Here is a 21,953-nt window from a genome sequence, read left to right on the forward strand (position 1 = left end):
GAACCACACTGATCCCTTCCCGAACTCAGAGGTGAAACGCCGCTGCGGCAACGATAGTCTGGGGGTTGCCCCACGCCAAAATAGCTCGATGCCAGGTTTATTTTTTTCAAAAGCCTCCTCTATTGGTTTATTTAGAGGGGGCTTTTGTTTTATTCATGTTTAAACTACATCTTTCAACTTCTGAATCTCACCTTTCATCATCACATTTTAGTTCTGGTAATTTCAATACTAATTTTGCCGTTGAAGTCGGGGATGGGTGCAGCGGGTTTACTAAGAATGACTTGTATCTGGGTAACGATATCACTCTGTTGAAGAATAGCATTTGCGATCGCACCTGCCAACCTCTCTAACAAATCAAACTTAGATATCTTAACCAAATTTTGGACTAAACCAATAACATTGCGATAATCTAGAGTATCTTCAATAGCGTCAGTTTCAGTAGCTTGAGAAAGATCCACCCATAACTTCAAATCCACTTCAAACCATTGTCCTAACACTTTTTCTTCCGGTAGATACCCAACATAGCCATAGCAGCGAATCCCTGTTAAACGAATACAGTCCATAGAAAGTGATAGGTGGGTGATAGGTGACAGGTGACAGGTGACAGGTGACAGGTGATAATTTTATCCAGTTACCTATTAGCAATTTCTTATAAATGCAAATTGTATTTAATAATCTTAATCAACTTTGGTCTTATGTGGTAACGGCAACCCTTAAACATCTGGGTTTAAGTTGTGCTGTCTTATGTCCTGGTTCCCGTTCTGCTCCCTTAACCGTAGCTTTTGCGAAACAAGCACCGGAAATTGAAGCTATTCCTATTCTAGATGAACGTTCTGCCGCTTTTTTTGCGTTGGGAAGGGCAAAAGCAATGGGAAAACCTGTGGTGCTGGTTTGTACTTCAGGGACAGCAGGAGCGAATTTTTACCCTGCGGTAATTGAAGCTAAGGAAAGTCGCGTACCATTATTAATATTAACCACAGATAGACCCGCAGAATTGCGAGAGTGTCATTCTGGGCAAACTATAGATCAGGTGAAGTTATACGGCAATTATCCCAACTGGCAAACTGAGTTAGCTACACCTTCTGCTGATCGGGGAATGTTAGGTTATTTGCGACAAACGGTAATTTATGCTTGGGAACGTTGCCAATTTCCTACAGGGGGAACAGTACATTTAAATATTCCCTTTCGCGACCCACTCGCACCAGTTCCCGATGGTACTGATTTTACATTAGACTCGGAAGAGTTTTTTTCTGGGATATTTCCACCCCCATTAGCAATTAACAATTACCAATTACCCAGAGAATGGCAACAATGTCAACAAGGTATTATTATTGCCGGAGTAGCACAACCCAAACAACCTCAAGAATATTGTAGAGCGATCGCTCGTCTTTCCCAAACTTTACAATGGCCTGTTTTAGCTGAGGGGCTTTCCCCAGTCAGAAATTATGCAGACTTAAACCCCTATTTAATTTCTACCTACGACATCATTTTACGTAATCAAAAATTTGCCCAAGAATTAACACCAGAAATGGTAATTCACATCGGGGAAATGCCTACTAGTAAAGAATTACGTAATTGGTTAATTACTACCAACCCTCAACGTTGGGTAATTGATAATTGTGCTAAAAATTTAGATCCTTTACATGGCAAAACAACACATTTAAGGATATCTGTAGAACATTTGGGGAATGGCAAATGGGGAATGAGGAATGGCGAATGGGGACATTATTTACAAAAGTGGTGTAAAATCGAAGCGAAAGTAAGAAAGAATATTGATGAACTTTTTGAAAATATAGAGGAATTAATTGAAAGTAAAGCTGCTTGGTTAATTTCTCAAATCCTCCCCCCACAAACACCATTGTTTATTTCTAATAGTATGCCGGTGCGGGATGTAGAATTTTTCTGGAAACCTAATAATTTAGGGATAAGATCTTATTTTAACCGGGGTGCGAATGGTATTGATGGTACTCTTTCCACAGCTTTAGGAATAGCACATTATCAACAAAGTAGTGTGATGTTAACGGGAGATTTAGCCCTGTTACATGATACCAATGGTTTTTTAATCAGAAATAAATTTATTGGACATCTAACAATTGTTTTAATTAATAACAATGGTGGGGGAATTTTTGAAATGTTACCTATTGCTAAATTTGACCCGCCTTTTGAAGAATTTTTTGCCACTCCCCAGGATATTGATTTTAGTCAGTTATGCGCTACTTATGGAGTGGAGCATGAGTTGATTAGTTCTTGGAAACAGTTGGAAGAAAGATTAAAACTGCTACCAAGTCAGGGTATTAGGGTTTTAGAAATAATCACAAATCGCAAAAGGGATGCTAAATGGAGAAAGGAATATTTGAGAAAGTTTACCCAAGATTTGTAATTATTTAACAACCTGGTGAATGCTGGCACTAAAATTTATCCTTCATGCCCCGAATCTTCGCAAAGGTTTGTACGGGATCGCTACTTTTTACAACTAATTGCAATGAAGGCTGATCCCAGCGTAAAAAGGGATTTGTATGCTTCTCTACACCCAGTAGAGAAGGCACTGTAGCTTCCTGGCGTTGACGCATAGCTGTTACTTCTTTAAATCGCTTTTGCAAATCTGGGTTTTCACTATCTACTGTTAATGCAAAGCGCAAATTACTCAAAGTGTATTCATGGGCGCACCAAACACGAGTATTATCAGGTAAAGCTCGAAGTTTGCTGAGGGAGTCTACCATTTGCGCTGGTGTACCTTCAAACAAGCGACCACAACCACCAGCAAATATAGTATCACCGCAGAATAACTCTCCTGTCTCATGTGGTGTTACTGGTGGAAAGTAGTAAGCGATGTGAGCGCGGGTATGTCCGGGAACAAAGAAAACTTCGGCCGTGCGATCGGCAAATTGTACGCGATCGCCTTCTTGTAAAAATACCTGCTGTCCAGGAATCCTGCCCCGATCCTCAACCCCAGCATATACCGTCAATTGGGGGAATTTTTGCATTAACTTCTGATTAGCACCCACATGATCCTGATGATGGTGTGTGTTAAAAATTGCGACTAAGTTGCATTTTAGTTGTGCAAGTTGCTGTAAAACTGGTTCAGGCTCTGCTGGATCGACAACAGCGGCAATATTGTAATGTGAATCGTATAGCAAAAATATATAGTTGTCAGAAAGTGCCGATAGTCGGATTACTTGCATTATCTATGCCTCTAACCTCAGTAGATAATTTGTGTTAAATAAACCATGATATCCAATAAACCACGGTACTGTTTACAAAATTGCAAAGAATTATTTATACTCAAACAATCCCTGCTATAATCATATAAAATCTTACCACTTGGTTATGCAAAAATACCCATGATAGCTGGAAAAATATGAATTTAGACAAACTCTTTGACAATTCAATTCAGAACTAACCAAGTGAATATGAGCTTTAGGTTTTTTATTCACTTCCGTTTAATTATTGCTAAATTGACCGTTGTAAGTTTGTAATATTATTGCGTCATAATAAGCCCACTGCCACAAAATATGATCTTACTCCAATACTTATATATTAATCAATCTTAAACTAAATTGCAACGTTATAGAGGGGGGTGATTTATTGATTTATGCAAAACTAGACCAATGAGGAATCATAATAACTATAAGCCATATATTTGAGGTTATAAATATATGCAACATATCAAAATAAGCAGGATTCATCAAACATTGTGCAGTGACAGGAGAAAATATTAAACTTGAAAATTTCCATACTGGTAAGTGATTTATCGAGTGCTGGAGCAGGAAGGTGGGGAGGCGGTTCAGTTCGTTCCTTTCTGTTAGCACAAGCACTGCAAAGACTTAAGTATCAAGTAGAAATCTTAGGATTTGTATTTGGACAAGAGGCAGCAGTTATCCCTCAATCAGAAATTATGGTCAGCCAGTTTACTGGCTATAACTACCCGAAATTTCTCATTTCAGCTTCTCAGCTTTTAAAAAAGCTAGATGGTGATATTATTTATGCGATGAGACCAAAGCCTACAACTTTTGGTTTAGCACTACTAAAAAAACTAAAAACCAATCAACCGATAATTTTAGACATAGACGACTGGGAACTCAGTTGGTATGGTGGTGAAAAATGGCAGTATAATTTCTCCTTCAAGCAACTTTATCGAGATATTATTAAACCAGATGGAGCATTGAGACAGCCAGATCATCCGTTTTTTTTAAAAAAAACAGAAGGGATGACCCAAAAAGCCAACGCTATTACCATTCATACTAAATTTTTACAAGACAGATTTGGTGGTATATATTTACCAAATGGAAAAGATACAGAACTATTTAATCCCCATCTTTATGATCCAGAAGAAAGTAGAGTCTATTATGGCTTGTCTGGATATCGAATTTTAATGTTTCCCGGCGCTCCTAGACCATACAAAGGTGTTGAAGATGTATTAACTGCGCTCGAACTTATCAATGAACCAGATTTAAAACTAGTGATTGTAGGAGGTAGTCCTTATGATGATTATGATGCTCAACTATCAAAAAAATGGGGAAATTGGATTATAAAACTACCAAAATATCCATCTACAGAAATGCCAAAAATTGTCGCTGCGGCACATATTGTTGTTGTTCCCCAAAGAAATACACCAGCAGCTTTAGCTCAATTTCCATTAAAATTAACCGATGGTATGGCAATGGCTAAACCAATATTAGCAACTGCTGTGGGAGATATTCCTGAGATTTTAGGTGGAAATGGTTATTTAGTTGATCCTGAATCACCTGAACAAATTGCCGAAAAAATTAAATTGATATTTCAAAACTTAGAAGCAGCTAATGAGCGCGCAGTTAAAGCTAGAGAAAGATGTACAGAAAAATATAGTATCAATTCTATGTCTAATATTCTGGAGTCAGTTATTACCAAATTGTAATTAGTGATGAAAGATAATAAATTATGAATTTCCATTTTTTTTACTTTAATGTAATTTCGCTTAATTAAATCCAATGTCTACCAGAAAGATACTACTAAGATTTGCTAAACCTTATCCAAGCTTAATTGTACTAACAATATTATTAGGATTTTCTGGAGCTTTATTTAATGGTGTGAGTACCGCTCTGATTGTCCCAGTAATTTTAAAAATAGTGGGACAGGAAGTAAATTTACAAGGCGCTCCTGGTATTTTGCAATTCATAATCAATCCATTTGATGGTATACCAGAAGATTACCGTTCTGGTGTGATGGCCGGAGCAATTCTAGCTATAATTACTTTAAAAAATTTAGCTAATTATCTTGGCTCACTAACATCCAGTTCCCTCAGCAGGAGAATAACATCCGATATGCGAGAAGCTGGAATCACTCTGTTATTAACAGTAGATATAGATTACTACACCAAGATGAAGGTTGGCGATTTAATCAACCGTCTAGGTGGAGAAATAGGTCGTGCATCTAATGTGATAAGTAATACAATTAAATTGGTTATTTTATCAATTACAATTCTAGTTTTTGTTGGTTTGTTATTGTCAATTTCTTGGCAATTAACAGTTGCCGCAACGGCTTTAATGTTGTTAGTAACTCTTATTAATCAGTATTTTATTAATCGGTCTAAAAAGTTTGGTAAACAACTTAGTGAGTTGTCTAAAGGTTATTCAATTGCTGTTTTAGAAGTTTTAAATGGAATTAGGTTAGTTAAGTCAACTGGTAACGAGAAAAGAGAATATGAACGCATTAAAAAATTAATTAAAATTCGTGAAAAAGCAGATTTTCAAGACCAGGTAAATTCACAAGCAATTGGACCATTTAGTGAAGTTATGGGAATTGCTTGTTTACTGATGATTGTATTTTTGAGTAAAACTTTATTTGCCGAACAAGTAACGACAATTTCCACGGTACTTCTGACATACTTGTTGGTATTGTTGCGATTGCTACCGCTGGTTTCTCAATTAAATAGTCTTCGTAGCAACTTTGCAAGCATTGCTGCCAGTATAGAGATGGTTAGTCAGTTTTTAAGGTTAGATGATAAGCCTTTTATGGGTAATGGCAAACTTCCCTACAAAAAATTAAAACAGGGCGTGCATTTTAAATCTATTTCTTTTGCCTATACTAACCATGAAAAACAGGTACTCAAAGAGGTAAATTTATATTTACCCTGTGGCACAACTCTAGCATTGGTAGGTAGTTCAGGTGCAGGTAAATCTACATTAGCAGACCTTTTACCCAGATTTTATGATCCAACAAGTGGTTGTATTACCTTTGATGGCATAGATTTACGGGAGTTTGATTTAGTATCTGTGCGAAAAAATATGGGAATTGTTAGTCAAGATACCTTTCTTTTTAATGATTCAGTGCGGAATAACATCGCCTATGCTAAACCAGAAGCAACAGAGGAAGAAATTATTACAGCAGCAAAGCAAGCCAATGCCTATGAATTTATTAGTAAATTACCTCAGCACTTTGACACCGTGATAGGCGAGCGAGGTGTCATGTTATCTGGTGGACAAAAACAAAGATTAGCGATCGCTCGCGCACTTCTGCAAAATCCAGAAATCCTGATTTTGGATGAAGCTACTAGTGCATTAGATACTGTTTCTGAACGGTTGGTACAATCTGCGCTTGATGAACTGAGTCGCGATCGCACTACCTTGGTAATTGCTCACCGACTTTCCACAGTCCGCAAAGCTGATCAAATAGCTGTGTTAGATCAAGGAAGAGTAGTAGAAGTTGGAACCCATGAAGAACTGCTCCAGAAAGGCGGTTACTACTCACACTTATACTCAATGCAATTTGCTAATAATGCTGATACTGCGGGCAACCGCAACCAAAGCTTACTCCGCATATCTTATGAAATTCGTACACAACTAAACTCACTGATTGGATTGCTACAATTATTAATTGATAATCTTGTAGACGATGCTCAAGAGCGTCAAGAATTACTTGAGCAATCTTACAAATCAGCATGGAGAATTCTCAACACTATCGATGTTTTTGATGATGTAATTAATCGACAACTTAAAGGACAGTTAGTGGCAATTGCCGAGCAAAATCATAGTAGTATTACTGCATATTATCAAAAATTTAGTTGTATATTTGATGAATTTCGATCTGGGCTTAATCCTACACTGGCTTGCATTCGTACATTAGCCGATAATGTTACAGACGACAATGAATCCCAAAACCAATTACTTACGGAAGCTTATGAATCTACTCTTTATCTGCTGGAGAACTTACAGAAATTTGAGGATAGCATTAAAATCTAAAATTATGAATAATTAATTTTAAAAAACTTGATTAACTTTAATTCAAGTTCAAATAAATTTGATGCCAAAAAATATCGATAATTATGAAAAATAATACCTCAACAAATAAATTGATAACCCAGAAGATAGGCATCCAGTAATTATGAATTAAAAAAGTGAAAAACTCCAAAGAAAAATAATAATTATCAATAATGACATGATGAAAACAGTGGGTATGATTAGCAGCTATGGCGCTCTGGAATCCAGAGCAGATTGGCTATGGCAACAAACTCCTCATCCATTTGGCGTTTGGGGTAATATGCAAATGCAAGCATTAGCAGAAAACCCAGATTTTTTACTAATGTATCAGTTTGATTTTCCTCAACCATCACCACCACCATCTTTGTTAGATCGGTTACGGAAACAGCAAAAAAAAACAGAATTGAATCTTCCTGATTTACTACGTGGTGTCAGCAAAGAAAGAATTATTTATTTATTGAGAGAACCTCCTTTAGAAGAAATTGTAGAAATAAATAAACGTAATTATCAACAAGCTAAAAATTATTGCGGCTATGTTTCTGGTCCTGATGATTTTGCTCCTACTCCGGATTATATGCCTGCGATTTGGTATCACTCCAATACCTTTAAGGATTTAAATGAAATGCCATGTCCACAAAAGGTTGCTAGTTGTAGTTGGATTACTTCAGGAATTAACCGCACAGCTAACCATCGCCAGCGTTTAGACTTTTTGCAGTCTTTACAATCTAGGGGTATGCAAATTGATTTCTATGGACGTGGTTTACAAAAATGGGTAAAAACTTCAGGAGAACTTGGTAATAAGTGGTATGGCATGGCACCATATTACTATAATCTAGCAATTGAAAATTATGCCGATAATAATTTGTATGTGAGTGAAAAACTTTGGGATAGTTTACTAGCCTGGTGTTTACCAATTTACTATGGTGGAGCAGCAGCAGATAAACTATTACCACCAGGTAGTTTTTTAAGATTACCCAGTTTAGATGAAAAAGGAATTGCTTATATTCAAGAAGTAACTTCTAATCTTGATGCTTGGTATGCTGCCAAAGATGCGATCACCGAAGCTAGACAAATTATTTTACACAAACTAAACTTGCTCAACTGGCTATCAGAATTTGTCAATCAATTTTCTTAATTCAAAACTAGATGTACATTTTTAGGATTTATATATGGATGGTATTTGTACCCTTGCCAATGACCGAGTTTATGACCAACTAATTGCTCTACTCAACAGTATAGAAGCAATTTATGGTCAGACCATGCCTGTATGTATATATCCCTATGATGATAATACAGAAAAAATTGCTGCGGAACTTGCCCACCGCCCTCATGTAATACTTTATGATAACCAAAATTCCATTCAAAAATGGGATAAATTGGTTAAAGAAATTTGGGATACCCATCCTACCGCCCAAACACATTGGCAAAAAATAGGCAGCAGTAAATATCATCGAGTTGGAACCCATCGCCGTTATTGTGCTTTTGATGCGCCTTTTGACCGCTTTGTTTATATGGACGCTGATACTGTATTAATGAGTCCATTAGACCATATTTTTACTCAGCTAAATCACAATGATTGGGTAGTATATGATTTTCAATTTAAAGATATATCTCATGTTTACAGTGTATCATCAACAAAATTAAAGGAGTTATTCACCCCAGAACGTTTACAAACCGAAATATTTTGTTCTGGGTTTTATGGTTCTAAAAAAGATATATTTCCTGAGCAAAAGCGAGAAATGATCCTAGAGTGGTTGCGTCAAGGAGAAGCAGAAGTTCTCTATGATATGGCTCCTGACCAAACAATTCTCAACTATCTGGTCATGCGATTAGGGATATCTAACTATAATTTGGCTATCAATTTACCTGCTCATAAAGTAACAGGTTGTGCTGTGACATCTCTGCATTTTGAAAACCAGGATTACATTCTTTATGACAAGGGTAACAGATTAACTTATTTACATTATATTGGATTATCTTCTAAATTATTCAGTCGAGTTTGTGCTGGAGAAAATATTGATTTTCCTTACCGAGATATTTTCTTGCACTATCGCTATTTATATACACCAGAACAGAAACCGAAGTTCACAACTAAACCTAAAGCCTATGATGCTCCTCTCAGTTTAGGTACAAGAATTTTAAGAAAGTTAGGATTAGTAAAAAACTAGAGGGTTAATTCAATGAATAGGGGAATTTATATTGTTGCCAATGATAAAGTCTTAGAGAATGCTATTGCCTTACTTAATAGTATTCGTTATTTTGATCCAGAAATCACTGTTTATCTGATACCTTTTAATGAAAACTATCAGAAAGTAGCAGATACACTAGGGAAGTTCCACAATGTCAAGATATTCCCAGATTTAGAAGAAATTGAAAAATTCACTCAACGTATTAGCGAAATTTTTGATCGAGATTTTTTAGCATTACCTAATAAAATGCGTAAACTCGTTGTGTGGTTTGGACCCTTAGATGAGTTTATCTATATTGACACTGATATTGTCGTTTTTGAAAAAATTGCAGACAATTTAGGTCAACTGGCAGAAGTCGATTTTTTCTGTTGTGATTATCATCATGCAAATGACAAACTCAGCAATATATTTTCTCCCTTTGTCAAAGAACAGCAAATTTTCACTAATGATCAACTAGAAGATGTATTTAATAGTGGGTTTTGGAGTTCGCGCAAGGGGGTTATAACTGAGCAACAAATGTATGAAACATTAGCAGAATGTGCTGCTCATCCCGAATACTTTGATTTTACAGCAGGAGTGACAGATCAACCGATCCTCAATTATCTTATTCTCAAGTTAATTTACAAACGTGGTAATCTTGTCAAAATTCCTGGTCGTGGTCCTGGTAGTTGGGCCGGTTCATGTAATTTCCAGCAACAAGATTATCTCCTTTATGATCATGGAAAACGACTAAAATATCTGCACTGGGCAGGTATTAAAATTCAACCTGGTTGTCCCTACTGGGACACTTGGGAATATTATCGAAATTTAAATCCAGGCATCCCAACAGTAGATATTCCTACACCTGTACAAAAAAGTAAATGGCAGCAAACATTAGATAATGTCAAAAATAAACTAAGGCAACTGAAAAATAAGTTATAATTTTTACAAAAACAATCTGGAATATTTATGAGTCAAGAACAAAAAGATTATTGCTTCTGCACACTAGCTTTGGGTAAGAAATATCGTCTTCTTACTCAGCAACTAGCCCAAGATTTAGAAAAATACTCTCCCGGTACTTACCTGGTTATTTACACAGACGAGCCGCAAGATTTTAGCCAAACCCATAATACGTTAGCATTTAAATATCAACAACAAGGAATTCTGCATTGTTATCATGACAGAAGATTTGTCATAGAAAAAGCCTTGTCAAAATTTCCAGTTGCAATTCACATTGATGCCGATACAAAAATTTTGAGCAATGTACCTGAAATTACACATACTTCTGGTATTGTAGGTCGTCAAGAAAATCTTCTGGAACACGTAAAAAAATATAGTCCTGAAAGACTACCCTATATTGAAAAAATAGCTTCAAAGTTAGATATACCCTTGGAAAACGCCTCTTTTGTAGGTGAGTCTCTTTACATTGTTGGCAGAGATGACGGTAAGGAAACAGATTTTATTAAATACTGGGGTATGATTGGCAGTTACTTAGAACTACATAGAATCCACGCAGGAGATGGTAATGCTATTGGTTTAGCTGCGGCAAAAGTAGGATGGACAATTAACAGTGAAAGTTGGAGTGGATTGCATCAAGTTACTAAGCATTTCGACGCTTCCCATACCCCAGAACCTAAAAATTGGGTTAAAAATTTGCGCCGCAGAGTAGGTTATCATTATCGTTTCAATAAAGCTAGGTTAACGGCGCTACAAAAATTTGACTTTTACTATAAGTAATAACTAATCCCACCTTCAGTAGGTGGGATTTATAATCTGGTGAAGTTTTCTCTTCTTAAGACCAAGAATCTAAATCCAGAGATTGCATTCCTCGACTGCTCGCAAATTCCAGCAAACTTCCTAGTTGGAACCAAATAAACAAACAAGTTAGCAAACTCAGAGGTAAACCAACACCTAAAGCCAGAGGAGAGGGAAAACCAAATATCTCTAAACCAGAAGACATAAATAAACAAACGCCGACAGTAATACCGATAAATGGCACAAACAATTGTTTTAAAGAAGAACTAGATTTAATAGGTTCTTGGGGAACACTTGGCCATTTCTGGACAATTACTTTCAAAGTACCCGATAAAGCGAAACCAGAAGTTAAGGCTGCGAGAAACCCGACTAACAGTAAGAAGTATGGCGGTTGCAGAGGGTAATAATACATGAAAACTCCTGATTGTTATTAAATTCAGTTAAACGTTTTGATTAGTTATCAGTAAAGGCAATAAGAGATGTAGCTTTTGGCAAAATAGCCGCTACACCTTCCCTAGATAACTCTGTTAAAATACCGAAGGCTACATTTAATAACCGATTCGGTGGTAAGTCATCTTTCACTAAATCCCACAACCGTTGTACTTCGTCAGTGTGCAAACGGTCATCTTCAGTCAGAGCAAGCACCAACTGACGACGAAGAAATTTACCTTCTTCAGATAGTAGAAATTGCAACCCCATTTGCGCTGTAGGTAAAACATCAAATTCTCCATCAGTCCGCGCAATAGAAATCAAATTCTCTAACCGCTGCCATTGGAATTTACCATCTTTAAATAACACATTCAATAAACGTCGTCTTAATGCGGGAGATTCTCCCGTCAGTAACCGACGTGCGATGTAGGGATAACCTACTTCCACAATTTTAAAATTGGGATTGAGACTTAGAGCAATACCTTCCTGTGTCACCAGGGAACGAATAATTAAAGCAAACTTGGCAGGAACTCGGAAAGGATATTCATACATCAATTCCGAGAATTCATCAGTAACAGTTTTAAAGTTAAAATCCTTAACATTTTTGCCAATGGCATTACCTAGCACCGCTTCTAATGCTGGCACAATTGGGGCAATATTGGTTTCTGGAGCCAGAAAGCCCAGTTTTACAAAGTCTTCAGCTAAGTCGGTGTAATCTTTATTGACAAGATGCACTAATGCATCTACCAATGTTTCCTTTGTAGTTTCCTCCATCTGATCCATCATGCCAAAGTCGATGTAAGCCATGCGACCATCGGCAACAGCAAATAAATTACCTGGATGGGGATCGGCATGGAAGAAGCCATGTTCTAACAATTGTTGCAAACCAGAAGTGACACCTATCTGGATCATTGCTTCGGGATCTAAACCAGCTTGACGGATGCTTTGGGTATCTGTGAGTTTAAAACCGTTAATCCATTCCAATGTTAAAACACGTCTGCTGGTATAACGCCAGTAAATAGAGGGTACTTTTACTTGAGGGTCATGGCGGAAATTACTCGCAAATTTTTCGGCGTTATGACCTTCATTGATGTAATCAATTTCTTCAAATAACTTTGTGCCAAACTCGTCCACAATTAATGTGAGGTCATGGCCGAGATTGAGAGGCAACCAAGGACTAAGCCAACTTGCTGCCCAACGCATTAAATATAAGTCCCGTGTAATCACTGGACGTAGGTGAGGGCGTTGTACCTTTACCGCTACTTCCTCACCACTGACTAGACGACCCCGATATACTTGACCCAAACTGGCAGCTGCTACAGGTTTGGGGGAAATTTCGCTAAATATCTCGTCAATGGATAGCTTGAGTTCAGTTTCAATAATGTGTTGCGCTAAGTCATTATCAAAAGGTGGTAACTGGTCTTGCAACTTTACCAGTTCTGCTAAATAATCTTTGCGGATCAAGTCCGGCCGCGTTGAGAGGGCTTGACCAACTTTAATAAATGTAGGACCCAGATGGGTGAGCAGTTTTCGTAACTGAGTAGCTCTTTTACCCTGATTCTGCTCAACTTGATTTTGCCATTCATCCCACTTGAGGCTGATGATAAAGCCTGCAAAAGAGAGTATGATTCTCAGCAGTCTGCCCCAAGCTAACCAGGGACGGTAACGATAGTAACGAGCGATCGCGTCTGGATTATACTGCTTTAGTTGAGCAGGTTGATACTGACCCACGCCTTTATTTGCCTCTACAACTGGGAATTTGACAATGTTGGTGGTTTTTTTCCTGACTGACAAGCTGGTTGCAAGTCAAGGATATTGGTAGTTTCTGATTTAACTACTACTAACACTAATTACTATGCAGTCTAGTGAAAGCCTTTTTACCTCTACAGTCAATAGTATCCAATCAAGTGATCAACTTATGTCGTCATCTACTCTTTCGGGTAGATAGCCGAGTTTCTTTCGGTTTCAGCTAAAAGAAAGAATTAAGCTTTGCCAATGTCTAGGTACTATGAGGTAAACCAAGCATATCTTTACTGCCTAGATTAGTTTATCTTTTTCTTAATTATACTTTATAAAAGTACAAAATTTTATTTCACAGCCAGAGTATTTTATATTTTCTTCATTATTTATTGATTGAGAAGAGAATATATAGTTATATTTCTTTACATTTATTTATATAGCCATGGACAGGGTGGTTAGGACATCAATTGATAATGAAACTCCCACTACAAAAGGGTTTTACTCCTGACTCCTGCTATATTTAGAAGTATAAAAACTTTTAATAGCAAATTGAGATAAGTAAGCAGCCATTATGAACTGCCTTTTTTTGCTTACCCACCAGCCTGCCTTGCCGCTATAGTGGTGGGTAGTTGACTGTTGATTTTGCTACTTTGATTTGGCCTCCAAATTTTCCAAACGACTTTTTAGTTCCTGATTTTGCTGTTTGAGTTGGTTGAGTTCTTCACGTATTTGCCGCAGGCTTTTTTCTGGTCCAATATTCTTCTGCACTTTGCTAATTTCTTCTTCAGCGTAACGACGCACTCGCCCATCTGCGGTTTGATTAGTTAAAGCTTGCAAAATACCAATTGCTTTTGGGGTTTCCATTTGCCCTAAAGCCGTTACCACAGATACTTGGGTTAAAAAGAAGGTTTCTTTAGCTATTTCTGCTAATCGGTCTAAAATCCGTTCTATATTTACAGGAGTTTGACCAACAGAAATCTTACCTAAAGCCCGAATCGCAGACAAGCGTAGTGGTTGGGAAATTCCCAGTTTAGTGTATTCCAGCAGTAAATTTAAGGCTGTTTCCGAAGCTTTAAATTCAGCTAAACCAGCGATCGCACCACTTCTTACTACTTCATTCCAACCTGCCTTTTCTTCTAAAACAGATTTTAGTAGCTTAATGACTTTTTCTTCGTGGGGTTTATCATCTAAGTTAGCAGATGCGTAGGCGAAGCCCGTCGCAGACATCGCTCCAATACTACGACAAGCAGCAGCTTCCACATAGTAACTAGCATCCCCATCTTCCACAAATCTCTTCACAGCTTTATAACTAGCATGAGTTTTGATTTGAGATAGAGTCTCTATCACAGATCGCCGCACGCAGGGATTTCGATCTTGCAACCCAAAAACTAAACCATCAAAAGCTTGATCCAGCTTAATCTCTGCTAATTGTTTAGCAACTTCTACGCGCACACCCCAGAAGGAATCATTTTTTAAAGCTGCTGATAGGGCTTTAGTTGCTTCCAGCGCACCTTTTTTAGCCAAAGCTTCTGCTGCATAGATGCGAGAAATAGGATTAGGGTCAAATTCTAACTGCGCTTTTAACTCCGGTATTGGGTATTCCAAAACCACAGTTTTGAGATAATTATTGCCCACATCAAAGCTGATAAAATCTGGCTTTTCTGTTAACGGAAAGTAAAAACTTTGTTCCCGTTCATTTACCCGCACAGTAAAAGTTTTCAGTGCTGAATTGGTCTGACTATAACCAAAACCAATAGGAATTTTCAGGTCAAATAAATCCTTATCATCACTGGCTTGGGTTTGAGTAACTGTCACCTTGGCTAAGTTCCCATCCCCATCCCAAGAGTAAGCAACTTTAAAATCGGGATGACCACCACGATAAACATATTGGTCGAATAAGAAAGTAAGATTACGTCCAGTTGCTTTTTCAATTGCTCTTAATAAATCGACTGTTTCCACAGTTTGGTGAGCATGATCTTGAACAAAGGTTTGGATAGCTGTCCAAAATAATTCCTCTCCCAATTCTGCACGGATCATGTGATAAACACAAGATCCTTTTTCGTAAATGTGGCGATCATAAAGTTCAATGGCTTCGCGGTAAACATGAGTCACCATTGGCCGACGATAACGACTGCTATCTTCACTTAAATAACTGCGAGCTTCCAATAAGCGATAATAAGCAGCATCCTCTGAGCCATATTCCTGTTCTGTCCACATTACCTCAGAATAGGAAGCCATTCCTTCCTTAATCCAAGCATGAGACCAATGTTTAATGACTAACAGATCACCAAACCACTGATGTGCTAGTTCATGGACAACTAAACTTTCTGTGTTGCGGTTGTCTAATAATGCCCGTTCATCCAGCAAACATCGGTCAGTTAACAGAGTGGTAGAGGTGTTTTCCATCCCACCGAAAATGAAGTCATCCACACAAACCTGGGCATATTTGGGAAAAGGGTATGGATAACCATACTTTTCGCTCAAAAATTCAATCATGCGGGGAGTTTTACCCATGCTGCGTTTAGCATCTGCTTCCCTCCCCCTTTCTACGTAGTAAGTGACAGGTTTACCTTTCCATTCATCGTTAATTTCTGCAAAGTCACCTACCGCTAAAGTCATCAAGTAGGTAGGATGAACCTGCTGTTGTGACCAATGGTAAATTTTATCATCTCCCTCTTCTGTTGTATCAATTAGTTCGCCGTTAGAAATAGCAATCAGGGCTTTGGGTACACGGACACGGATTTCTGAAGTGGATAACTGTCCTGGGTAGTCAAAGCAAGGAAACCAAAAACGAGAGTCTTCGTCTTCTCCTTGAGTCCAAACTTGGGTTGGTTTGTGGGGGTAGTGTTTGTCTGGTTGAATGAAGTAAATACCACGTTGGGGTTTTTCGACTGAGTAGGCGATCGCTATCAACAATCTATTACCAATCTGCGTGGGTTGCGAAAGTTGAACACAAAGCTTTTCCCCGTCGTATTCAAACTTTTGCTCAATTCCATCTACCTGCACAGATTGGATATTCAGGTTTACAGCATCCAAGGTCAAACGCTCAATATTATTACGGATTGGCAAAATGCGAATGCTACAATTACCGTAGTAACTTTGGTTGGGAATATCCAAACTGAGGTTCAGAAAAATATGCTCTACTTGCCCCGGTCTATCGGGATTGTAGTGTGGTTTAGCCCCTGGTAACTCAAAAGATTTGTGTCCGTTATTCTCTGTATCAAAATAAAACTGCAACATTGATTATTACTGACCTTGTAATCCTGAAACTTTCATAACAATAGCCATCTGTAGATGCCTCTCCCTAATCAACATGATTATTTGATCAGGATTTTTTCTGGGATGGAATGATTTAAATCAGTCTTCTCATTTGCCTCCCAAGTCTTCATGTCTTGATGTCATCAGAGTCTCTAGCATCACGCCGTAATCGATTTCCATCGAGTACAAATAGTTCCAAAAAGCATAGACGTTTATCTCATGCTTTGAGTTAGCCGGGAATAACCCCGACAGGGCGGACTACAACGCCACGCCACTTGCTACAAGTCGGGAAACCCGCCCAACGCAGTGGCTCCTCTATCCCTAGACTAAAAGCTGTCGGGACTACTTTTCTTCAAATATTCTAACTACCATTCACATCCGCAGATTTAGTGAAGTTTTACAATACTACCAATTATTCCTCTAGCTTAGAATAACTTGTAACTGAAAATCAGACTATTTTTTGCATATCAACTTAAAATACCATTTACGGATTTACTCCTAACTCTAGTGAAGTCTTTTTTAGAGTTCCTACAAAATTTTTAGTGTGTAGAAATACTAATTTTAACGGTAAATACCGCTAATTTAACGGAATTTGGTGATGAAAATCTCAAAACCAGACTATCAATGTTGTAATTACCTGATGATACTGTCAACAAAAGAGGATAATCACAATGCCTGAAAGCAAATCGAAATTTCTAGTTCCTGCTATTAGCACTGCCATAGTTGTAGCGGGAGGTATTGCTGCTTTTATATATTTAAAAGCTCCCTTGGGAGATAGTTCCAGTCCACTGGGCAGTGCTAAAGTAGTACCTGCTAATGCCTTAATGGCCACCTACGTCAACACTGATTCCCAATCTTGGAATAAGTTGCAGCAATTTGGCACTGCACAAGCACAACAGCTAGTAGCAAAAAGTCTACAAAATATCACTAAAGATCTATTGGGTGATAGTAACATTTCTTACGAAACAGACATCAAACCCTGGGTAGGTGGTGTGATGATTGCTGTGCTACCACCTACACCCACTACACCTAATCAGGCACAGCAAGAGTCAAATATCCTGTTGGTAGTAGGTATCAAAGATAAACTCAATGCCTTAAATTTTGCTAACAAATTGAAAGAGCAAAAAAACTTGCAAATTCAAGAATCAGAATACAAAGGACAGAAAATTATTGCCAGTAAAAATAAGGGAAGATCCACATATACAGTAGTTTTGAATAATACTCATATACTATTAGCACCTGAAAAACAAACTGTAGAAAAAGCTATTGACACCTATAAAGGTGAACCTTCTTTCGCAAGTAAAGAAGGAGCAAGCAGCATTTTAGCCAAAGGTGTGGATGTTAAAAACAGCCTTGCTCAAATTTATGTGCCTGATTACGCCGATATGGCCAAGCAACTAACAGCTTTAAATCCCCAGGCTAGACCATTACAGCCGCAAACTTTGGCACAACTCAAGCAAGTAAAATCCCTAGTAGCTGGTGTTGGTGTTGATGACGCAGGCTTGCGGTTAAAAGCGGTGGTTAATTTAGATCCCCAACTGAACAAATTTCAGTATCAAAGCAGTCCAGCTAAGATAGTTGGACAATTTCCTAGTGATACTTTTGCCCTAGTAACTGGGCAGAATATTAATCGTAGTTGGCAAACCTTCCTAGAACAATCAAAAGATTATCCTGAAATTAAACAAGGCGTTGAACAGACTCGCGGACAACTAAAACAATTTGTCAATCTTGATTTAGATAAAGATATTTTTAGTTGGATGGATAGCGAGTTTGCCTTTGGTGCAGTAAAATCTAGTCAAGGTTGGTTAGCAAATGTGGGTTTTGGGGGAGCAATGGTATTTGACACCAGCGATCGCAAAACAGCGGAAGCCACCTTCACTAAACTAGATGACCTTGCCAAAAAGCAATCACTCAACATCACCCAAAGAAACATTGGTGGTAGAAATATCACAGAATGGCAAATTCCCCAACAAGGTGCTTTGGTGGCACATGGTTGGTTAGATCAAGATACCGTATTTCTCGCTATTGGTGGACCTGTTGCCGAAGCACTAACAGACAACAAAGGTAAAACCCTTGATAAGAATGACACCTTTACATCTGTAACTGGTTCATTACAAAAACCCAACGGCGGCTATTTCTACCTGGATATGGACAACACCAGTTCATTAATCACTCGTTTTGCTACAGCAGGTCAACCTCTTCCCCCGGATGCCAGTGCTATCCTGGCTTCTATTCGTGGTTTGGGTGTGACTGTCAATAGCCCCGATAAATCTACCAGTCAAATGGAGATGTTGTTAGCTTTGAAACCAAGCTCTAAGTAATAGTCAGGAAGCAGGGGAGCAGAGGAGCAGGGGAGCAGGGGAGAATAACTTTCTTAACTGTCACCTGTCACCTGCTATAAAATAAAGCTGTTAAACGCTACAAAAATTATGACTACTGCTATCAAAAAGACTCCTGACTTACCTTCCCGCTTGGTAAATGGCATCCTCTCAATTAAGCCTTTAGCCAACCTGGCCAAAAACCGCGCTAGACAAATGATGATTAAACGGGCTGAAAAAATTGGCGTGTTTTGGACACAAGAAGCAGAAAAACTGCAAGCACGAGATTGGGCAAATGATTTAGCTCAAGTCCAAAATCCTCAACTTACCTACCCTGACTATTACGTTACTTCATTCCACGCTTACGAAACAGGAAATCTCAGCTGGCAAGCAGCTTTTGAGGTAGAATCTGCGGCTCATGCTGTCCACGCTAAAATTTGGCAAGATACCCAAGCCCAAGGTGATGCCAAACTGAGGGAAAGTTACCACAACATCGTCACCAGTTCCATTTCCCAACCGCCACAAGACATCCTAGATTTAGGCTGTAGTGTAGGTATGAGTACCTTTGCTTTGCAAACAGTTTATCCCCAAGCCAAAATTACTGGTTTAGATTTATCTCCCTATTTTTTAGCTGTCGCTAACTATCGTTCTCAACAACGTCAAGCAAACATTAATTGGATTCACGCTCAAGCTGAATCTACAGGATTAGCAGATAGTTCTTATGATTTAGTTTCTATTTTTCTTGTATGTCATGAATTACCACAGTCAGCAACCCGCCAAATTTTTGCGGAAGCTAGACGGGTTTTGCGTCCAGGTGGGCATTTAGCAATTATGGACATGAATCCAAAATCAGAAATTTACAAGAAAATGCCTACCTACATTTTGACATTGCTTAAAAGTACGGAACCTTATTTAGATGAATATTTCTCTTTAGATATTGAGCAAGCTTTAGTAGAGGCTGGTTTTCAAACTCCTAGCATCACTAGCAACAGCCCCCGTCACCGGACTGTAATTGCTCAGGTGCGCTAATAATGTGTGAATAATTTATCTCTGTTTCTGTGGGCAGTAATTCCACCGCTGCTATTTTTGTGGTTTTATTACCGTCGAATTTCTGCGGCTCCTCCTCCTTTACAACTGCTATGTTTGTTCATTATTGGTGCAATGTCTGGTTTCGTCGCCTTGGGGCTAGAATGGGCTGTAGAAATTGTTGCTAACTCGGTTGTGGACTGGGCAAAAATACAGCGTTCTTTTGCTGGTTTTGCCTTCCGGCAGATGGTGGTAATAGGTCCAGTTGAAGAAGGTTGTAAGTTAGCTGCGGTTATTATTCCCATCTGCTATTTCCAACGCAGTTATCGGTTACGTGCCAGTACAGTTTTTATCTTTACCATAGCGGCTTCTTTAGGATTTACGGCTGAGGAAAACTGGATTTACTGGTTTCACGGTGCTGCACCAATTTTAGAACGAATTATTAGCACGCCTGTACATTCTATGTTCTCTGTGCCTTGGGGGTATGCGCTGGGAATATATATTTTTTCTAGCAGGCGGTTAAATAAAGATAGAAGTTTAATTTTAACGGCTTGGTTAAATTCAGTTTTATTTCATGCTTTGGTAAATATTTTATCTAGAAGTTGGGTTTATCCCCGTCCCATTAGTTTTTTTGGTTATTGTTTATTTCCTTTTTTGTTATGGTTGTTTTGGCGGTTAGAACAATTACTCCGCAGAGTTCAAGGTAAACGCCCTATTGCTTTAATTTCTGCCTACAAACCCCAGGCTCGTTATTGGCAAAGAAGTTTAGTATTGTTTATTCTTATACTGGGTGGTAATGCTATTTTTGGGTTGTTTATTCTTGCTAGAAAAATTAGTCCGTTGCGACCAATACAGATTTTTGAGCCTGATATTTTCTGGTTTATACTGAGGGAAATTTTTCTAAATCTCGGATTGGGAGTTTTGGCTTGGTTGATTTATCGCTATTTAGGCAATTTAGCCCGTCGTCGATATTTTTTTCAATGATGAAAAGTAAGAATTCAGGAGAAGGATGCAGTATAAATATTCTTACTCTTGTACGGGCGAAGCATTCGGGCGATCAATTATCAATTTTTGTCCAAAGCTATTTTCTGAATGCTTCGCCCCTAAGATTCCTTAACTTAAACTCTTGCTAATACTGGTTGACTTACTGCTGCACTAACAGGTGTTGTTTCTAAGTCAGCAGCGTAAATTTCACAGGAGTTATTCGGGCTTTCAATCAGTTTAATTTTGTAAAGTTTTGCACCTAGTTCTTGAATGGGCGATCGCAATACATTACTAATATAAAGGGCGATATTTTCGGCAGTTGGTACAACTTTAGCAAAGAAAGGAATATCTTTGTTTAAAAAGCTGTGATCGAAGGGTTCTACTATATAATCTTCGATGACTTGATTTAAAGCCCCTAAATCAACAATCATACCCGTGCGAGGATCAATCTCTCCTTTCACGGTAACTTCAAGATGGTAGTTGTGTCCATGTCCATTCACACGAGCGCATTTACCGTAAATCTCTGTATTGTCTTCTAAACTCAAGTCAGGATGCGCTAGTCTGTGCGCGGCGCTAAAGTGAGTGCTAATACTTAAGTATGCTTCCATTCCGTTGCCCATATAATCTGCCCAAAGTTCAGGATGTTCAAATAACTGCACCTTGACTATAGGTAAGTGCGGTGCTAATTTTTGCCAGATAACCCTGGCGATATTTTCTGTGGTGGGGAGAGTTTGTTGAAATTCTGCCCACGCATCATTGAGATAAGAAAAATCTAGTTGACTGGTAACTTCCCGTTTGATGACTTGTTTCACATCAGACAAGTTCAGCACCATGCCATATTCATCTAGTTCTCCAAGCAGAGAAATAAATAAAACATAGTTGTGTCCGTGTCCGGGAAATTTCGAGCAAAGACCAAATTTTTCAACATTCTCGGTTTCACTTAGTTCTGGCAACCAATACCGATGGCTGGCCGAAAACTGAGCGCGGCGATTTACAATACATTGCATGAGTACACTGGGAACAGATTTTAAAATTTCTTA

The 21,953-nt window shown here is 38.4% G+C and carries 16 protein-coding genes and 1 rRNA gene; 11 read left to right on the forward strand and 6 right to left on the reverse strand.

What is annotated here, in order from left to right; translation table 11 throughout:
* Positions 1-97 (forward strand): 5S ribosomal RNA (rrf, locus tag H6G06_RS28200); the annotation flags it as partial.
* A gap of 103 nt (positions 98-200) precedes the next feature.
* Here rrf and folB read toward each other — a convergent pair.
* Positions 201-563 carry a dihydroneopterin aldolase gene (gene folB / locus H6G06_RS26200; RefSeq protein WP_190564987.1) on the reverse strand — a complete coding sequence of 121 codons (363 nt, stop codon included), beginning with the start codon at positions 561-563 and terminating at the stop codon, positions 201-203.
* Positions 564-655: 92 nt separating this feature from the next.
* On the opposite strand from folB, the gene menD reads away from it, so the two are divergent.
* The gene (menD, locus tag H6G06_RS26205; RefSeq protein ID WP_190564988.1) at positions 656-2,380 is read left to right on the forward strand and encodes a 2-succinyl-5-enolpyruvyl-6-hydroxy-3-cyclohexene-1-carboxylic-acid synthase; all 1,725 of its coding nucleotides are present in this window, start codon (positions 656-658) and stop codon (positions 2,378-2,380) included.
* 28 nt (positions 2,381-2,408) lie between these two features.
* Here menD and gloB read toward each other — a convergent pair whose 3' ends face one another.
* Complete coding sequence (gene gloB / locus H6G06_RS26210; RefSeq protein WP_190564989.1) at positions 2,409-3,182, reverse strand: hydroxyacylglutathione hydrolase; 774 nt, start codon at positions 3,180-3,182, stop codon at positions 2,409-2,411.
* 539 nt (positions 3,183-3,721) lie between these two features.
* Here gloB and H6G06_RS26215 point away from each other — a divergent pair.
* The 6 genes from H6G06_RS26215 to H6G06_RS26240 all read left to right on the forward strand — a co-directional run bounded on the left by H6G06_RS26215 (position 3,722) and on the right by H6G06_RS26240 (position 11,140).
* Positions 3,722-4,894, forward strand: a complete 1,173-nt coding sequence (locus H6G06_RS26215) for a glycosyltransferase family 4 protein (protein ID WP_190564990.1) — start codon at positions 3,722-3,724, stop codon at positions 4,892-4,894.
* 73 nt (positions 4,895-4,967) lie between these two features.
* Positions 4,968-7,217, forward strand: a complete 2,250-nt coding sequence (locus H6G06_RS26220; RefSeq protein WP_190564991.1) for an ATP-binding cassette domain-containing protein — start codon at positions 4,968-4,970, stop codon at positions 7,215-7,217.
* A gap of 199 nt (positions 7,218-7,416) precedes the next feature.
* Positions 7,417-8,370 (forward strand): glycosyltransferase family 10 domain-containing protein, encoded by a 954-nt coding sequence (locus tag H6G06_RS26225; protein WP_190565009.1) that lies wholly within the window; start codon positions 7,417-7,419, stop codon positions 8,368-8,370.
* 34 nt (positions 8,371-8,404) lie between these two features.
* Positions 8,405-9,403 (forward strand): Npun_R2821/Npun_R2822 family protein, encoded by a 999-nt coding sequence (locus tag H6G06_RS26230; protein ID WP_190564992.1) that lies wholly within the window; start codon positions 8,405-8,407, stop codon positions 9,401-9,403.
* A gap of 12 nt (positions 9,404-9,415) precedes the next feature.
* Entirely contained in the window at positions 9,416-10,345 is a 930-nt protein-coding gene (locus tag H6G06_RS26235) for an Npun_R2821/Npun_R2822 family protein (RefSeq protein ID WP_190564993.1), read from the forward strand.
* Positions 10,346-10,372: 27 nt separating this feature from the next.
* Positions 10,373-11,140, forward strand: coding sequence for a hypothetical protein (locus H6G06_RS26240; protein WP_190564994.1), 768 nt, complete (start codon positions 10,373-10,375; stop codon positions 11,138-11,140).
* Between the two features lie 55 nt (positions 11,141-11,195).
* On the opposite strand, the gene H6G06_RS26245 is transcribed toward H6G06_RS26240, so the two are convergent.
* The 3 genes from H6G06_RS26245 to H6G06_RS26255 form a co-directional block, all read right to left on the reverse strand.
* The gene (locus tag H6G06_RS26245; RefSeq protein WP_190564995.1) at positions 11,196-11,570 is read right to left on the reverse strand and encodes a hypothetical protein; all 375 of its coding nucleotides are present in this window, start codon (positions 11,568-11,570) and stop codon (positions 11,196-11,198) included.
* Between the two features lie 41 nt (positions 11,571-11,611).
* Positions 11,612-13,318 (reverse strand): AarF/UbiB family protein, encoded by a 1,707-nt coding sequence (locus H6G06_RS26250; protein WP_190564996.1) that lies wholly within the window; start codon positions 13,316-13,318, stop codon positions 11,612-11,614.
* Between the two features lie 654 nt (positions 13,319-13,972).
* Complete coding sequence (locus H6G06_RS26255; RefSeq protein WP_190564997.1) at positions 13,973-16,567, reverse strand: M1 family metallopeptidase; 2,595 nt, start codon at positions 16,565-16,567, stop codon at positions 13,973-13,975.
* 689 nt (positions 16,568-17,256) lie between these two features.
* Here H6G06_RS26255 and H6G06_RS26260 point away from each other — a divergent pair.
* From H6G06_RS26260 to H6G06_RS26270, 3 genes are all read left to right on the forward strand, one after another.
* The gene (locus H6G06_RS26260; RefSeq protein ID WP_190564998.1) at positions 17,257-18,906 is read left to right on the forward strand and encodes a DUF3352 domain-containing protein; all 1,650 of its coding nucleotides are present in this window, start codon (positions 17,257-17,259) and stop codon (positions 18,904-18,906) included.
* A gap of 108 nt (positions 18,907-19,014) precedes the next feature.
* Positions 19,015-19,932: a class I SAM-dependent methyltransferase gene (locus tag H6G06_RS26265; RefSeq protein WP_190564999.1), complete on the forward strand. Its 918-nt coding sequence runs from the start codon at positions 19,015-19,017 to the stop codon at positions 19,930-19,932.
* Between the two features lie 6 nt (positions 19,933-19,938).
* A complete protein-coding gene (locus tag H6G06_RS26270) occupies positions 19,939-20,913 on the forward strand; it encodes a PrsW family glutamic-type intramembrane protease (RefSeq protein ID WP_190565000.1) in 975 nt (324 codons plus the stop codon).
* A 134-nt stretch (positions 20,914-21,047) separates the two neighbouring features.
* Here the strand turns inward: H6G06_RS26270 and H6G06_RS26275 are convergent, their stop codons facing one another.
* Positions 21,048-21,920: a 6-carboxytetrahydropterin synthase gene (locus H6G06_RS26275; protein WP_190565001.1), complete on the reverse strand. Its 873-nt coding sequence runs from the start codon at positions 21,918-21,920 to the stop codon at positions 21,048-21,050.
* Between the last annotated feature and the right edge of the window lie 33 nt (positions 21,921-21,953).

It is taken from the genome of Anabaena sphaerica FACHB-251 (assembly GCF_014696825.1).
GTDB lineage: Bacteria > Cyanobacteriota > Cyanobacteriia > Cyanobacteriales > Nostocaceae > RDYJ01.

Coding starts and splice junctions, on each gene's coding strand:
- H6G06_RS26235 (WP_190564993.1), top strand. CDS start 9,416: ATGAATAGGGGAATTTATATTGTTGCCAATGATAAAGTCTTAGAGAAT.
- H6G06_RS26220 (WP_190564991.1), top strand. CDS start 4,968: ATGTCTACCAGAAAGATACTACTAAGATTTGCTAAACCTTATCCAAGC.
- H6G06_RS26265 (WP_190564999.1), top strand. CDS start 19,015: ATGACTACTGCTATCAAAAAGACTCCTGACTTACCTTCCCGCTTGGTA.
- H6G06_RS26225 (WP_190565009.1), top strand. CDS start 7,417: ATGAAAACAGTGGGTATGATTAGCAGCTATGGCGCTCTGGAATCCAGA.
- H6G06_RS26230 (WP_190564992.1), top strand. CDS start 8,405: ATGGATGGTATTTGTACCCTTGCCAATGACCGAGTTTATGACCAACTA.
- H6G06_RS26275 (WP_190565001.1), bottom strand. CDS start 21,920: ATGCAATGTATTGTAAATCGCCGCGCTCAGTTTTCGGCCAGCCATCGG.
- H6G06_RS26240 (WP_190564994.1), top strand. CDS start 10,373: ATGAGTCAAGAACAAAAAGATTATTGCTTCTGCACACTAGCTTTGGGT.
- H6G06_RS26245 (WP_190564995.1), bottom strand. CDS start 11,570: ATGTATTATTACCCTCTGCAACCGCCATACTTCTTACTGTTAGTCGGG.
- gloB (WP_190564989.1), bottom strand. CDS start 3,182: ATGCAAGTAATCCGACTATCGGCACTTTCTGACAACTATATATTTTTG.
- H6G06_RS26255 (WP_190564997.1), bottom strand. CDS start 16,567: ATGTTGCAGTTTTATTTTGATACAGAGAATAACGGACACAAATCTTTT.
- folB (WP_190564987.1), bottom strand. CDS start 563: ATGGACTGTATTCGTTTAACAGGGATTCGCTGCTATGGCTATGTTGGG.
- H6G06_RS26260 (WP_190564998.1), top strand. CDS start 17,257: ATGCCTGAAAGCAAATCGAAATTTCTAGTTCCTGCTATTAGCACTGCC.
- menD (WP_190564988.1), top strand. CDS start 656: ATGCAAATTGTATTTAATAATCTTAATCAACTTTGGTCTTATGTGGTA.